Source organism: Ruminococcus sp. SR1/5, from assembly GCF_000209835.1.
Taxonomy (GTDB): domain Bacteria; phylum Bacillota; class Clostridia; order Lachnospirales; family Lachnospiraceae; genus Blautia_A; species Blautia_A fusiformis.
Map to the genome: position 1 here is coordinate 3405817 of NC_021014.1, position 14505 is coordinate 3420321.

Genomic DNA, 14505 nt, shown 5'->3' on the forward strand with positions numbered 1-14505 from the left:
AGCATTCATATGAAATACGACTTCACTTCCATCATTGACCGACATGGCAGAGATTCCATCGCAGTAGACGGCCTGAAGGGCGATGGTTTCTCTCCTGCCCCGCCGAAGGAGGGCTTCGATGCCATCCCGATGTGGGTAGCAGACATGAACTTTCCTACTGTACCTACCATACAGCAGGCGATCATCGAACGGGCCAGTCACCCGGCCTTCGGTTACTTCGAAGCCCCGCCGGAATATTATAAAGCCATCATCCGCTGGCAGGAAACACGCCACGGTGTCACCGGTCTGAAGCCCAGGCACATTGGCTACGAAAATGGCGTTCTGGGCGGAGTTATCAGTGCACTGAACTGCATCTGCTCCCGCGGTGATAACGTCTTGGTCCACAGCCCGACATACATAGGCTTCACCTCAAGCCTGAAAAACAACGGCTACGAGGCCGTACATTCTCCGCTGGTAAGGGATGAAAACGGCATATGGAGAATGGATTATGCAAACATGGAAAACAACTCCGGAAAAGAAGATCCACGCTGCCATTCTCTGCAATCCGCATAATCCCTGCGGACGCGTGTGGGAGCGTTGGGAGCTGGAAAAAGCCATGGAGCTTTACCGAAAATATGATGTCTATGTCATCTCAGACGAGATCTGGTCTGACCTCATCCTGAAGGGTCATAAGCATATCCCCAGCCAGTCCGTCAGTGAAGATGCCCGCCAGCGTACAGCGGCCTTCTACGCTCCATCCAAAACCTTTAATCTTGCAGGACTTGTTGGCAGCTATCACATTGTATACAACAGCTGGTGGCGGGATCGTATTTTGAAGGAGTCCAGTCTGAGCCATTATAATATGATGAATGTTCTGTCCATGCACGCTCTGCTTGGCGCTTATCAGCCTGAGGGCTATGAGTGGACCGATGAACTCTGTGAAGTACTGAGCGGAAATGTAAACTTTGCCTGTGATTACATTGACCGGCACTTTAAGGGTGTCAACGTTTCCAGGCCGGAAGGCACCTACATGCTCTTTGTCGACTGCACCGACTGGTGTACTGCCCATGGCAAAACCATCGAAGATGTGGAAAAGGCCTGCTGGGATGTCGGCGTTGCAGTCCAGGACGGCAGGATGTTCTTCGGTTCCTGTCACCTGAGAATGAATCTGGCTTCCCCCCGTTCCCGCATAGAGGAAGCCTTCCGCCGAATGGATCGGTACGTCTTCAACAGGTAAAAATCTACTCTGCCGTTCATTACAATCTATGCTATAATAGAGCTCATAACATCAGCGTTCCCTCCTGTCACTTTTCGGAACGCTGTAAACAGGAGGAAATTAATATGGATATTAAAGAGGAAATCCACGCATTATCAGAAGAAATGCTCACAAACCTTGGCAGACTGGTTGCCATTGACTCCCAGCTCGGTACCCCTTCCGAGGGAAAGCCATTCGGTGAGGGCCCTGCAAAAGCTCTGAAAGAAGGACTGAAGATTGCCGAAGAGCTTGGCTTTAAAACCGTAAACCTGGATAACTACTGCGGTTATGCCGAAATGGGTGAGGGCGATGAGATCGTCGGCATCGCCGGTCATCTGGATATCGTTCCTGTAGGCGGAGACTGGACCTACGATCCGTTCAGCCTTACCCGTGAAGGCGATCATGTATACGGCCGCGGGACCACTGATGATAAAGGCCCTATCCTGGAAGCGCTCTATGCCATGAAGCTTCTCCGCGACCACGGCGTGAAGCTGAACAAAAGAGTCCGCCTGATCATGGGCTGCAACGAGGAAACAGGTTCCAGATGTATGGCTCACTACAATCAGGTAGCAGAAGAGCTTTCCTGCGGTTTCACACCGGATGCCAGCTTCCCGTGTATCCACGGTGAAAAAGGCCAGCTTGCCATGATCGCCTGCTCAAAAAACACCCGGATCATTTCCATGAATGGTGGTTTTGTATCCAATGCAATGTGTGACACCTGTACAACCGTTGTTCCCGCTGAAGACGGTCTTAAGGAAAAGCTGGAATCCGCACTTTCCCAGACGAAGCTCCAGGAATATAAGGTAACCGAAGATAATGGTGAGCTCACCATCTACGCCAAAGGTGTTCCGGCTCATGCCAGCACTCCCCATCTCGGTGTCAATGCTGCAGGAGTAACCTTTGAATGTCTGGCAAATGCAGGCTTTGAAGATGACTTTGTGGAATTCTATAACTCCCATATCGGCACTGCATGTGACGGCTCCGGAATTGGCCTGAAATTTGCAGATGAATACGGCGATCTGACATTATGCAACGGAATCGTCAAAACAGAAAACGGTGTCATTTCCTGTACCATCGATATCCGTGTTCCGGTAACTCTTAATGAGACCGATATCCGCAAAATGTGTCAGGACAGACTGGAAGATAAAAACGGCCGTATTGAGATCAAAAATATTGTTGCCCCGTTATTCTTCCCAAGAGAATCTCCGCTGGTAAATGCGCTTTACAAAGCGTACACAGATGTGACCGGCGATACCGAACACAAACCAATGGTCATCGGAGGCGGCACTTACGCAAAATCCCTCAAAAACATCATAGCCTTCGGACCTGAAAAAGAGGGAATTGACTACCGTATCCACGGAGCCGATGAATTTATCCTGGTCTCCGGCATGGAAGAAGCAGTACTGATCTATATGGAAGCGATCAAAAATATGCTTGCGATCTGAAATCAGGAGGATAAGAAATCATGAGTACAAAAGCTGAACACGCTACAAAATTACACGAGAATGGCTGTAACTGTGCACAGGCAGTTGCCTGTTCTTTCTGCCAGGAATTTGGCATCGATGAAAACGAGATGTTCCGTATTGCCGAGGGCTTCGGCCTTGGAATGGGTGTTATGGAAATGTGCGGTGCTCTTTCCGGTATGGCTATGATCATCGGACTTTCCAACAGCCGCGGAAATACCGAAGAAGGTTCCGGCTCCAAAGGTGACACTTACAAAAAGCTCCGCACCTATATCCAGAAATTCAAAGAAAAAACGGTTCCTGTATCTGCCGTGAATTAAAAGGTGTAGAGACAGGCAAGGTTCTCTGCAGCTGCCCGCAGTGTATCACCGATGCGGTTGCTCTTACAGAAGAATATCTTGCGGAAAACAGATAATCTCATAAAATAAAACAGCAGAATTGTATATTCCCTGTAATCCCGGGACATACAGCTCTGCTGTTTTCTGTTTCTATTCGCTTTTCACTGTCAGATCCTTCACCCATCTGTATTTCTTATAATTCAGGTACACAGCTGGGATCTTTGCAACTTCATCCAGACTGATGAGCTTTCTGGTAAAAATGCCGGCGCTCTTTTATTTTTGCCCACGCCTCTTCGTCAAACTTACGGTCTTTCCTGATTTTCTATTTCATCTCGATCTTAAACAGTCTGGCCGCTTTTTCCTGTGGCATCTTCACTACAAGATTTCCATTTTCGATCTTATATCCGCACATCTCTTCCTTCGGATAGATCACGGATACTCTGCGGACCTGCTCTGCATTTTCCAGCGGGATCACTGCTTCTGTTGTTCCCGGTGTCCATACCGAAAGATAGGTATTCTTCTCTGCTTTCACTCCGTAAGCAAGAACTTCAGATTTCAGAGTTCCAAAACCAAGCGGGAAGAACGGCACGCCGTCACGGACTTCCTCACGGATCTCCTTATACAGGGAGATTCCCTCCTTCATACGGTTCATGGAATTTTCGCCCAGCTTCCATACCATACCGCTGATATATGGGCGGAGAAGCATACCATTTACTACATTGTAGATCACATGCTCTTCTTCATCCTCATACGGATATACCCACATACCACCCTGCTCCGGAGTTACCGCACTGGCTACATTGGCAGCGATATTGGCATTGTAGAGATAATCTGTCTGATCACTGGTAGACTGCAGGCTTAAGATCTTCAGCATACCATAATCCATACGCTGTCCGCCGGAACCGCAGTTCTCCACAACAAGCTCCGGATGATCCCGGAAGATTTCCTCATACCACTGGTGAAGACATTCATAATGCTCACGGATGGCATCTGCACAGCTGTCACTGTTCAGATCACTTCCATATCCCATGGTTACGTTATAGTCCACTTTAAAGTACTCTACACCGTAATCATTGATCAGTCTGTCTACTACATCACGGCAATATTTCCGTACCTCCGGATTGCGGAAATCCAGCATATAGCGTTTATTGTCAATGTGGCGTTTTCCATGACGACAGACAAACCAGTCATCCGGAAGCTTGTTTGCCAGTTCGCAGGCAACTCCCATAACCTCGATTTCCAGCCAGAGTCCCATTTTCAGGCCTTTACTGTGTGCATGATCGCAGACTTCTTTCAGACCATTGGGGAATCTTCCGGATGCTTCTTTCCATTCCCCGACACGGTCCCACCAGAATCCGTCGTCATACCAGCCTGCATCCAGGCAGTAATATTCGCATCCGAGCTCTGCTGCCTTGTCAATGATGGAAAGCTCCCGCTCCGTTGTAGGGTCTCCCATCAGGCAGTTCATATAATCATTAAATACCACGTTCAGCTTCTCATCGTCCGTATTCGGTCTGCGTACTTTTCTCCGATATCTGGTCAGTGCCGCTGCTGCCGGATTCAGGCCACCTTTTACAACCGCTGCCCCTGCCGGAACGGTTGTAAAGCTTTCTCCCGGTTTCAGATTCTTATACCAGCCATGCTCCTGCTCTGTGGCGCCGCTTAAGGCAAGATACAGATTTCCGCCCTGTGCAGAGCCATATTCTGCCAGCCACTGTCCGGAGCTTTCAATCTGGAAAATATACGTCTCCCCTGTTTCTCTGTCCTCGGCAATTCCCATGGGAAGATACTCACAGGTAGACCAGGTGCCCTTTCCACTGTAACAATAACGGTTCAGGCCATATCCCTGATGATTGAAGCCATCTACGACCATTCCGTTTAAATTCAGCGTTTCTGCATCGTATTTCTGCCACTGTGCCTCACAGCACCAGCTGTTAAACGGCACATAGATATCTGTTTTTTTATAATAAGGCTTCTCGCCGCCTCTGGAAATTCCCTGATACATAAAAGAAGAAACATAGGTCAGCCCCTGATCCTCGCTTCCCTCGTTGATGATCTCTGTCCAAGTCTGTACTGCCGGCACTCCATCAAACAGGCGCATATGATATACTGCCTTCAGCTTTTCCGGGGAAATCATTACGATCTCTAGCTCTTTTCCGCCGGCCTGTGCCTTCAGCTCATGGTTCTCATAAACAAAATCCACAGAGGACTGATTGATGTTGTTTTTGTAGGCATGCATGTTTAAGCTTCCTGTGCCGCTTCTGTGGATCTCAACAGCCGGATAACAGATATCATCCTTCGGCTCCATGACTGCTTTTTTACTTCCTGTGAAGAAAAATCTGCCAGCTCTACCACGCCGTTTTCCCGGATACGAAACTGGATATCCAGGCCATTCTCATGTAATTCGATCATTTTCATGTTTTCATTTTTATAGCTCATAGAAAATACCCTCCGTTTTTCTGATTCTGATCACAGTATAATATCTGTTTTTTATAAGGTGACAGGTATCATCCCCTGAATGTAAAAATGCAATATATTGTCGTATTTATTTTTGCGTGATATACTGTTTGCTGACAGTAAAGAGTACAGTCAGTCAGACATGTAGGGCGATTTAATCGAATATCTGCATCTGTCCGACTCGCAATTTACAGCTGAAATATTTACATTCCGCTTCGCAGCATACTCAGGAGGTTTTTTCATGCCAGATATTTTCCAGGACTCTTCCCGATATTTCCATATTTCTGCTTTTTATGCTCTCTCCCTGCCTTATTATCATATGGAGCATCACACACATTCCAGCTATGAGATCATGTATATCACCTCCGGTTCCTGCCGGGTTTTCTGCCTGGATGGCACACAGGACACGGAATTCCCACTGAAATCCGGGCAATTTATCTTTATCCGGCCGGATGTACCTCACAGGCTGGAGATTCCGGATGGTTTTCCCTGCTCGATCCTGAATCTGGAATTTTCCCTTACTCCCGAAAAAAGTCCGGTTGCTCTGGAGCTTCTCCTGAAAAAGGATCCCGGATTTTCCCAGTTCTGGAATTTTATGGAAGCCTCCCAGGGCTTCTGCTCCGGCGCGGATTCCCGCAGCTTCGGATACAGCCTGAAGGATCTGCTCACCTTTTTACAACAAAATTCCGGTCAGATACAAAAGGAAGAATTTCTCTTCTTTCTTCTTTTCAGCCGTATGCTTACAGAGCTTGCATTCTGCGCCCGCTCCAGCCGGAGCACCCAGGGAATCGTCTATCTGAAAAAAGCGCTCCGCTATATTGACGAGCATTATCTGGAAGACATTGATATTCCTGCCATCTCCGCATATGCAGGGATCAACAAATCCTACCTGCAGGCGCTCTTTACAGAAAAAAACGGCTGCACCATCAATACCTATATCAACCGCAAGCGTATGGAACAGGCCGCCTTTCTTCTGTGCAACAGTACTCTGCACATTACGGATATTGCCTTTTCTTCCGGATACAACAGCCGGCAGCATTTTGCACATACCTTCGAAAAATTTTATCATATGAGCCCCTCCAGGTACCGAAGCCTTCATACCCGGCCTCTCCGTTCGGATACCCAAAAGAAACGCTATCATATGACTGACGGACTGATGTTGGAAAGCGAACCCTTTCCTCAGGAATAAAACTTACTTCATACACCTACACTTTCAGGCTGATACCTGCGATCCACGTCTGAGCAGCCTAAAAAAACGGCCAGGTACGAAGTTCATATCTCTTCGATAACCTGGCCGGCTTTTTATATTTATTGTCAAGCGGATATTCGCAATCCTGCAGGGGACTTACTTGATTCGGTTAAAATTTTTCTATGGAAGCAGATTCTGCATACTCTTCAGGCTGATTGCCAGTGTGGAGGTATTATGCAGAAGTGCGGATGAAGTCGGCTGCAGGATACCTGCAACGCCACAGGCGATAAGACCTGCGTTAAAGGTAATAATAAAACGGTAATTGCGTCTGATACGCTTCATCAGTGCATTGCTGATCTCTTTCAGAACAACAAGCTCCTGAAGATCATCTGCACCTACAGTAATATCTGCGATCTCCCGAGCAATTTCAGCACCATCACTGATGGCGATACCGACATTGGCTGCGGAAAGTGCCGGAGAATCATTGATTCCGTCACCTACCATGATAACCTTTCTTCCGGCTGCCTTTTCTTTTTCGATGAAGTTGGCCTTATCCTCCGGAAGTACCTCGGAATAATATTCGTCCACTCCCACACGTCTGGCAATGGCTGCTGCTGTACGCTCACTGTCCCCTGTCATCATAACGATCTTGGAAATCCCTGCCCCGCGCAGTGCTTCTACAGAAGCTTTCGCCTCCTCACGAAGAGGATCTTCAATACAGATCACGGCTGCAAGACGTCCGTCAATGGCAAGATACAGATGGGAATACTCTTCCGGAATATTGTCGAATTTCTCCTTACCATCCTCCGGGATCAGACATTTCTCATCTTCAAATACAAAGTGATAGCTTCCGATCACGGCCTTATGGTCTTCGATCGTAGTGGAAATTCCATGCGCTACTACATATTCAACCTTTGAATGCATCTCCTCATGGGCCAGATGCTTCTTCCTGGCAGCACTGACAACAGCCTTGGCCATGGAGTGTGGGAAATGCTCTTCCATACATGCGGCGATACGCAGCATCTCCTCCGGATCATTGTTGTCAAAAGGAACCACATCCACAACGGTTGGCTTCGCCTTTGTCAGAGTTCCTGTCTTATCAAATACGATGGTATCTGCCTCAGCCATTGCTTCCAGATATTTACCGCCCTTAACTGTAGCCTTATGTGTACCGGCCTCACGGATCGCAGACAATACAGAGATCGGCATTGCAAGCTTAAGCGCGCAGGAGAAATCCACCATCAGGATTGCAAGGGCCTTGGTGGCATTTCTGGTAAGGAGATATGTAAGTGCTGTTCCTCCAAGAGTATAGGGAACCAGCTTATCTGCCAGATGCTCTGCCTTTCCCTCCAAAGAAGATTTCAGCTTCTCAGACTCCTCGATCATGGTAACGATCTTGTCATAGCGGCTGGAACCACCTACCGTCTTTACGCGGATGGTGATCTCACCTTCTTCCACAACAGTGCCTGCATAGGCAACGCTGCCCTCTTTCTTGCATACAGGTACAGACTCACCGGTAAGAGAAGCCTGGTTGACCATAGCCTCTCCATCTGTAACACTTCCGTCAAAAGGAATTACGGTACCCATACGTACAACAACATCATCTCCCGGCTGGACCTCTCCGGACTCTACCAGGATCTCCTGATCCTCTCTCTTCAGCCATACCCTGCCAACATTCAAGGACATGGTTCTTGCAAGATCACCTACGGATTTCTTATGCGTCCACTCTTCCAGGATCTCTCCGATCCCAAGCAGGAACATGATAGAGCCTGCAGTACCAAAGTCCTGACGTAATACAGACACTCCAATTGCAGTGGCATCCAGGACCGGCACCTCGATCTTACGGTGAAGAAGTGTATCGATTCCCTTCCAGATATATTTCAGGGAAGTAGCTGTTGTATAAATGGCATTCAGCGGATATGGCAGAAAAAGCCTTCTTCCGTAATGGCAGATCACCTTGGAGATCAGCTTCTCCTGATATTCTGCATTCAGTGCTCTCCCTGAGCTCTGCAGCACCTGTGAAGGAACCTCTACATCCTGATAATGAAATTCGCTGATACCACGGATAACCGCAGCTCTGCTGCCCCGATAATTTACAACTGCGTCACAGGTTCTCTCGTATACCTTGGCAGAAGCCACTCCATCAAGATTCTCGAGATAATACAACAGCGTATCTGCCTGCCCGTAGCTCATCCTCTTCTGAGCAAGATGGATACGAAGCCGGCCTCTTGTCTCATGTTTGATATAAAATTTCACGGAAAATCGCCTCTTTACTCAGCTGTCTCTTCTGCTGTTTCTTTGAATGCATCCTCATCTGCAGTTTCCTCTGCTTCTGTCTCAACATCCTCTACAGCCTCTTCAGCTGCTGTTCTTTCCTCATTGATCTCCTTAGCTTCAGCATAAATATCTTCAGCATTCTCCTGAAGATTCGTAGCTGTTTTCATGATGCAGTCCTTAGCTCTTAAAACGGCTGCTGTGCATCCTGTGTAAAGCTTCTTCGCATCCTTGCTTGTGAGGATCTTGATTCCTGCTGTACCGAAAAGAACGCCTGCTGCAAAAAGTCCTGATTTCTTGAATTTAAAGTCTGCCATAATAATTTCCTCCTGATATATGATTTTTATTTTTTCTGATTCCCGGTGAGGATTTTTCATGTCCGCCCCGATATTTTCATTATTATAAAATGTCTGTAAAAAAAGTCCAGTGTTTTTGTGTGAATTCAACACAATTCGTTAAATTTTCAGTTATTTTTGCCTAACAGTTAATTTTTACTAATAGTTTAATCTATCTAATTCTTAGTCTGTACAAACCTCTTCTTTCCTATTATATTGTGCCATAGCTTTTCCATACTCACCCGACCTCATGAACAGGCAGCAGCGCCAGGGTACGGATATTCTGTTCACTGATCTCCCCGCAGGCCCGAAGTCCTGCAAGGATCACTTCATTAAGCTTCTGTCCGGACAGATGGCATATCGTATCATCATCCAGTTCTACTGTGCAGACGCCTTTTGTGCTGCATGCCACGCGATACATATTCTTTCGGCTGATAGCACCAATGGATTCCAGCGTATTGACCATACGGTATACTGTAGCTACACCGATCTTCGGATCCAGTGCGGAAGCCCTGTAATAGATTTCCTTACAACAGGAGCACTCTCCCTCCAGGATAATGTCCAGAAGAATCTTTCTCTGTCTGGTGATGCGGAGCCCCTTCTCCTTCAGTTTCTCTATAATAAGATCCCTCTGCATCTCTGTATGTCGGTAGCATCCTGTTTTTTCTCTTCTGTTTCGGCTTCTGCAATATGCATTCTGATCCCTCCTTTATTGAGAAAACTTTTCTTTTATCTTAAGTTAGTATACTCCAACTCGGGTTAGTTGTAAATAACTCATTTGAACTTTTTTACATATTGAGGATTCTGCCTGAATACCGTATAATGTCTCGTGAACCTGTACATAGGAAACCGTCGTTTTGACAAAATGACGAAAAATCCCCTTTCGTTTTTTCGTCAGAATGACAAGAAACTGCCGGAAACTTTGTAAGATTCAGCTCTAGCCCTTTTCTCTCATTTTCGATATACTGTTAACCAGCAAAGGAAATTACGTAAAAACAATATATTAATTTTGGAGGGAAACAACAATGGCAAGTTTATCATTATCTCACATTAATAAAACTTATCCGAACGGCTTCCAGGCAGTTAAAGATTTCAACCTGGAGATTGAAGACAAAGAATTCATCATCTTCGTAGGACCATCCGGATGTGGAAAATCTACAACACTTCGTATGATCGCAGGTCTTGAGGAGATCAGCGGTGGTACACTTAAGATCGGTGACAAAGTCATGAACGATGTTGAGCCTAAGGACCGTGATATCGCAATGGTATTCCAGAACTACGCTCTGTATCCTCATATGACAGTTTATGATAACATGGCATTCGGACTTAAGCTTCGTAAAGTTCCGAAGGACCAGATTGACAAGGCTGTTCGTGAAGCAGCAAGAATCCTTGACCTTGACAAGCTTCTTGATCGTAAACCGAAGGCTCTTTCCGGTGGTCAGAGACAGCGAGTTGCTATGGGACGTGCTATCGTTCGTAATCCTAAGGTATTCCTTATGGATGAGCCTCTTTCCAACCTGGATGCTAAGCTTCGTGTACAGATGCGTATCGAGATCTCCAAGATCCATCAGAGACTTGGTGCTACCATCATCTATGTAACACATGACCAGACAGAGGCTATGACACTTGGTACCAGAATCGTTGTTATGAAAGACGGTGTTGTTCAGCAGGTTGATACACCACAGAACCTGTATCAGAAACCAGGCAACCTCTTCGTTGCAGGATTCATGGGATCTCCGCAGATGAACTTCCTTGATGCTGTTATCTCCGAGAAAGGCGGCAATGTAGTTGCTACGATCGGTGGTGAGCATGAGGTTATCGTTCCGGCAGCTAAGGCTAAAGTCCTGAAAGACAAAGGCTATGTTGGAAAGAAAGTTGTTCTTGGTATCCGTCCTGAGGATATCCATGATTCTCAGATGTTCCTTGAGACATCTCCAAGCAAACCAATGAACTCCGTAGTTAAAGTTTACGAGCTTCTTGGTGCTGAAGTATTCCTGTACTTCGATGTTGACGGAACTCAGGTTACAGCACGAGTTGATCCTCGTACAACAGCTAAGACCGGTGATCCGATCAGATTTGCATTCGATATGGAGAAAGCTCACTTCTTCGACAAAGAGACAGAGCTTACTATCACAAACTAATTCTCGTCGAATCATAAAAACAGAATGTAACCCCGGGGGATATGATTTCCCGGGGTTTCTTTTTATTTCACTAGTTTTATTTCACATCAGAAAGGACGCTTTTTATGAAAATACAGCAAACAATTCAAAAATGTCTGGATGACTGGAACCGGATCAGCGGTCTTGATTTCTGTATTCTGGATGAAAATGACCAGATATACATTTCCACAGGGGACCACCGACTTCCTTCTTCTGAAAAGCTTGCTCAGTTCCGGGAGGATCCTGCCTTATGCATCTCCAACCGCAGCTGCAGTCTGTACAAGCTGAACAACATACCTCAGAGCAATATGCTTCTGATCGTATGGGGCTCCGGAGAGCAGGCTTCTACCATCGGAGAGCTTGCTGTCTGCCAGGTAGAAAGTCTCCTCACTGCCTATACGGAAAAAACAGACAAGAACTCCTTTATGCAAAATCTTCTCCTGGACCGTTATTCCCAGGTAGAAGCTTTTAACAAGGCTGCCCGTCTTCATATTACACCTTCTGCCCGCCGTGCGGTATTTCTTGTGGAAACCAAGCAGCACAAGGACGAAAATGCCCTGGCTACCATCCGCAACATCTTTTCTGCCCGTACACGGGATTTTATCACTGCACTGGATGATTCCGGCATCATCGTAGTACGTGAGCTTCAGAGCACCGAAAGCTACGAAGAGCTGGAGGGTATCGCCTGCATGCTGGTGGATATGCTCAATACAGAGGCCATGACCTCTGCCTGGGTTTCCTACAGCAATGTTGCAGATGATATCATGGAGCTTTCCGATGCCTACAAGGAAGCCCGCACTGCTCTGGAGGTCGGCAAGATCTTTTATGCTGACAAAAACGTTTTCGGTTACAACCGTCTGGGCATCGGACGTCTGATCTATCAGCTTCCCACTCAGGTCTGCAACATGTTCGTAGGCGAGATCTTCGGAGAAGAATCCCTGGAATCTATTGACGACGAAACCCTCAATATCATCCGGACCTTCTTTGAAAATAACCTGAACCTTTCTGAAACCTCCAGACAGCTCTATGTGCACCGGAATACTCTGGTGTACCGTTTTGAAAAGCTGCAGAAGCGTTTTGGCCTGGATATCCGTACCTTTGAGGATGCACTGGCCTTCAAGCTTGCCATGATGGTGTCCGATTACATCACCTATTCCGGAAATCATGGAAAATAGATTCTGTCCGCAAAAATCCATCAAAAATGCAGGTGCACAAAAAATCCCGGAAACAGCAGATAATGTCTGTTTCCGGGATTTTCTTTATTTCAGCAGCATCAGATGCTCCGGTGGAAAATACAGATATTCCGGAAGATCTTTATCCGGATCTTCCGTAAAGCTGTTTTTGGGACGCATCCACCATAATCCGGAAGCACTCTCTTCCGCTTTGTTCCGGATCATATACTGATGTTCAAATGTAGTTTCTATGTATTGGTCTACCTGCACTGCCATACAGTTCTCACCCGGCTCTGATTCCGGGCGGATCCAGTGGCCGCGGATCCCTACATGGGTAATATCCATATCTACGTTTTCTTCGGTATGGAGCTTCATTTTCCAGTCCGCCGCATAGATCTCGTGAGGTCCCAGCCTCTCCGCTCTGGAAAAATTCTTACAGCCGGTAAGCTTTGCTGCCTCCAGAAGTCCCGGTCTCTCAAACAGCTGCTTTGTCTCCCCGGTCACAAGGATCCTGCCTTCATGTACAATGGAAAGCTCCCTGCAGAATTTATAGGCCTCATCTCTGCTGTGTGTCACAAGGATCATATCTCCCGGATAGTCCTTGAGGAAATCCTGCATCTCCCGCTGGAGCACATCCTTCAGGTAACCGTCTAGTGCGGAAAACGGCTCATCCAGAAGAATAGCTTCCGGCTCTCCGATCATCATTCTGGCCAGTGCCACTCTCTGCTGCTGTCCGCCGGAAAGCTGTGAGGGCAGGCGCTTCTCCAGCCCCTCCAGATGATATCGCCGGATCAGATCTGCCACTTTTTCTCTGGCGGAGGATTTTTCCCCACGATAACCGCAGCGGATGTTCTGTTCCACTGTCATGGTTGGGAACAGCGCATAATTCTGAAACAGATATCCGATCCGACGCTTCTGAGGCTTCAGATCGATCCCTGCTTCAGAATCAAACACTGTTTTTCCATTGATGACGATCCTTCCCTTATCCGGTGTTTCGATCCCTGCAATACAGCGTAAGGTCATGCTTTTTCCGCTGCCGGAAGCGCCAAGAAGCCCAATGGCTGCCGAACTGCCTTCAAAATCCACCTTCAGGGAAAAATCACGGAAGTTTTTTTCGATATTTACTTTGACTGCCATCAGATCCACCTTCTTGTTTTCATACCTTTTCCGGATACGATATTGATCAGCGCTACGATCACAAAGGAGATCAGCACGATCACAACGACCCAGAATCCTGCAGTTCCGTAATTTCCGGCTGCTGTCTCTGATGCAATGGCAACAGAAACTGTTCTGGTTTTTCCAAGGATATTTCCGGCAAGCATGGAGGTTGCGCCATATTCTCCGATCGCACGTGCAAATGCCAGCACTGTTCCGGATGCGATCCCCGGTCCTGCCGCCGGCATGACTACCCGCCAGAATATCCGGCTGTCGCTCATCCCCAGAGTCTGGCCTGCATGGATAAGATTTATATCCACCTGTTCAAAAGCAGCCCGAGCATTGCGGTACATCAGCGGAAATGCGATCACTGCCGCTGCGACCACACAGCCCTTCCAGGTCTGCACGATCTTAATATCAAAATTATCCAGAAGAAAGCTTCCGAAGGGCCTTTTCAGACTGAAGATCAGTAGCAGAAAAAATCCAGCCACTGTAGGAGGAAGTACCAGCGGAAGAGTAAGGATCCCGTCCAGTACTGCTCTGGCTCCCGGCTTCAGCTTCATGATCTTCCGGGCGCAAAATATTCCCAGAAAAAAAGCGATCACTGTGGCTGCCAGACCTGTTTTTAAGGAAATCCACAGAGGACTCCAGTTTATTTCTCTCAAAAATTCTGTCATATTTCATTCCTGTGCCGGCATTTACTGTGTTTCAATATTTACTGCCTGCCGG

14 protein-coding genes are annotated in these 14505 nt (G+C 47.1%); 7 read left to right on the forward strand and 7 right to left on the reverse strand.

Annotated elements, in window-relative coordinates; all coding sequences use genetic code 11:
- The 4 genes from CK1_RS18680 to CK1_RS17050 form a co-directional block, all read left to right on the forward strand.
- A partial coding sequence (locus CK1_RS18680) for an aminotransferase class I/II-fold pyridoxal phosphate-dependent enzyme (RefSeq protein ID WP_353611199.1) occupies positions 1-552 on the forward strand: 552 nt, incomplete at its 5' end.
- The gene (locus tag CK1_RS18685) at positions 488-1216 is read left to right on the forward strand and encodes an aminotransferase class I/II-fold pyridoxal phosphate-dependent enzyme (RefSeq protein ID WP_353611200.1); all 729 of its coding nucleotides are present in this window, start codon (positions 488-490) and stop codon (positions 1214-1216) included. The genes CK1_RS18680 and CK1_RS18685, both read left to right, overlap by 65 nt.
- A gap of 104 nt (positions 1217-1320) precedes the next feature.
- Entirely contained in the window at positions 1321-2679 is a 1359-nt protein-coding gene (locus CK1_RS17045; protein WP_015527378.1) for a M20 family metallopeptidase, read from the forward strand.
- Positions 2680-2699: 20 nt separating this feature from the next.
- Complete coding sequence (locus tag CK1_RS17050) at positions 2700-3017, forward strand: C-GCAxxG-C-C family protein (protein WP_015527379.1); 318 nt, start codon at positions 2700-2702, stop codon at positions 3015-3017.
- A gap of 340 nt (positions 3018-3357) precedes the next feature.
- Here CK1_RS17050 and CK1_RS17055 read toward each other — a convergent pair whose 3' ends face one another.
- Positions 3358-5343, reverse strand: coding sequence for a glycoside hydrolase family 36 protein (locus CK1_RS17055; protein ID WP_306289024.1), 1986 nt, complete (start codon positions 5341-5343; stop codon positions 3358-3360).
- Complete coding sequence (locus CK1_RS17060; protein WP_015527382.1) at positions 5277-5474, reverse strand: hypothetical protein; 198 nt, start codon at positions 5472-5474, stop codon at positions 5277-5279. The genes CK1_RS17055 and CK1_RS17060 overlap by 67 nt, the downstream gene beginning before the upstream one ends.
- A gap of 259 nt (positions 5475-5733) precedes the next feature.
- On the opposite strand from CK1_RS17060, the gene CK1_RS17065 reads away from it, so the two are divergent.
- The gene (locus CK1_RS17065) at positions 5734-6681 is read left to right on the forward strand and encodes an AraC family transcriptional regulator (RefSeq protein WP_015527383.1); all 948 of its coding nucleotides are present in this window, start codon (positions 5734-5736) and stop codon (positions 6679-6681) included.
- A gap of 180 nt (positions 6682-6861) precedes the next feature.
- Here the strand turns inward: CK1_RS17065 and CK1_RS17070 are convergent, their stop codons facing one another.
- The 3 genes from CK1_RS17070 to CK1_RS17080 form a co-directional block, all read right to left on the reverse strand.
- On the reverse strand, positions 6862-8937 hold the full coding sequence (locus CK1_RS17070; RefSeq protein ID WP_306289025.1) for a heavy metal translocating P-type ATPase: 2076 nt from the start codon (positions 8935-8937) through the stop codon (positions 6862-6864).
- A gap of 14 nt (positions 8938-8951) precedes the next feature.
- Positions 8952-9272: a DUF6110 family protein gene (locus CK1_RS17075; protein ID WP_015527384.1), complete on the reverse strand. Its 321-nt coding sequence runs from the start codon at positions 9270-9272 to the stop codon at positions 8952-8954.
- A 256-nt stretch (positions 9273-9528) separates the two neighbouring features.
- A complete protein-coding gene (locus CK1_RS17080) occupies positions 9529-9927 on the reverse strand; it encodes a transcriptional repressor (protein ID WP_015527385.1) in 399 nt (132 codons plus the stop codon).
- Between the two features lie 388 nt (positions 9928-10315).
- On the opposite strand from CK1_RS17080, the gene CK1_RS17085 reads away from it, so the two are divergent.
- Positions 10316-11431 carry an ABC transporter ATP-binding protein gene (locus CK1_RS17085; RefSeq protein ID WP_015527387.1) on the forward strand — a complete coding sequence of 372 codons (1116 nt, stop codon included), beginning with the start codon at positions 10316-10318 and terminating at the stop codon, positions 11429-11431.
- 104 nt (positions 11432-11535) lie between these two features.
- Positions 11536-12624: a PucR family transcriptional regulator gene (locus tag CK1_RS17090; RefSeq protein WP_015527388.1), complete on the forward strand. Its 1089-nt coding sequence runs from the start codon at positions 11536-11538 to the stop codon at positions 12622-12624.
- 84 nt (positions 12625-12708) lie between these two features.
- Here the strand turns inward: CK1_RS17090 and CK1_RS17095 are convergent, their stop codons facing one another.
- A complete protein-coding gene (locus CK1_RS17095) occupies positions 12709-13758 on the reverse strand; it encodes a sulfate/molybdate ABC transporter ATP-binding protein (protein WP_015527389.1) in 1050 nt (349 codons plus the stop codon).
- Complete coding sequence (gene modB, locus CK1_RS17100; RefSeq protein ID WP_015527390.1) at positions 13758-14453, reverse strand: molybdate ABC transporter permease subunit; 696 nt, start codon at positions 14451-14453, stop codon at positions 13758-13760. The genes CK1_RS17095 and modB overlap by 1 nt, the downstream gene beginning before the upstream one ends.
- Between the last annotated feature and the right edge of the window lie 52 nt (positions 14454-14505).

Excerpts from the sequence above, each read along its gene's own strand:
- CK1_RS18685 (WP_353611200.1), top strand. The coding sequence starts at position 488 with ATGCAAACATGGAAAACAACTCCGGAAAAGAAGATCCACGCTGCCATT.
- CK1_RS17045 (WP_015527378.1), top strand. The coding sequence starts at position 1,321 with ATGGATATTAAAGAGGAAATCCACGCATTATCAGAAGAAATGCTCACA.
- CK1_RS17050 (WP_015527379.1), top strand. The coding sequence starts at position 2,700 with ATGAGTACAAAAGCTGAACACGCTACAAAATTACACGAGAATGGCTGT.
- CK1_RS17055 (WP_306289024.1), bottom strand. The coding sequence starts at position 5,343 with ATGGAGCCGAAGGATGATATCTGTTATCCGGCTGTTGAGATCCACAGA.
- CK1_RS17060 (WP_015527382.1), bottom strand. The coding sequence starts at position 5,474 with ATGAGCTATAAAAATGAAAACATGAAAATGATCGAATTACATGAGAAT.
- CK1_RS17065 (WP_015527383.1), top strand. The coding sequence starts at position 5,734 with ATGCCAGATATTTTCCAGGACTCTTCCCGATATTTCCATATTTCTGCT.
- CK1_RS17075 (WP_015527384.1), bottom strand. The coding sequence starts at position 9,272 with ATGGCAGACTTTAAATTCAAGAAATCAGGACTTTTTGCAGCAGGCGTT.
- CK1_RS17080 (WP_015527385.1), bottom strand. The coding sequence starts at position 9,927 with ATGCAGAGGGATCTTATTATAGAGAAACTGAAGGAGAAGGGGCTCCGC.
- CK1_RS17085 (WP_015527387.1), top strand. The coding sequence starts at position 10,316 with ATGGCAAGTTTATCATTATCTCACATTAATAAAACTTATCCGAACGGC.
- CK1_RS17090 (WP_015527388.1), top strand. The coding sequence starts at position 11,536 with ATGAAAATACAGCAAACAATTCAAAAATGTCTGGATGACTGGAACCGG.
- CK1_RS17095 (WP_015527389.1), bottom strand. The coding sequence starts at position 13,758 with ATGGCAGTCAAAGTAAATATCGAAAAAAACTTCCGTGATTTTTCCCTG.
- modB (WP_015527390.1), bottom strand. The coding sequence starts at position 14,453 with ATGACAGAATTTTTGAGAGAAATAAACTGGAGTCCTCTGTGGATTTCC.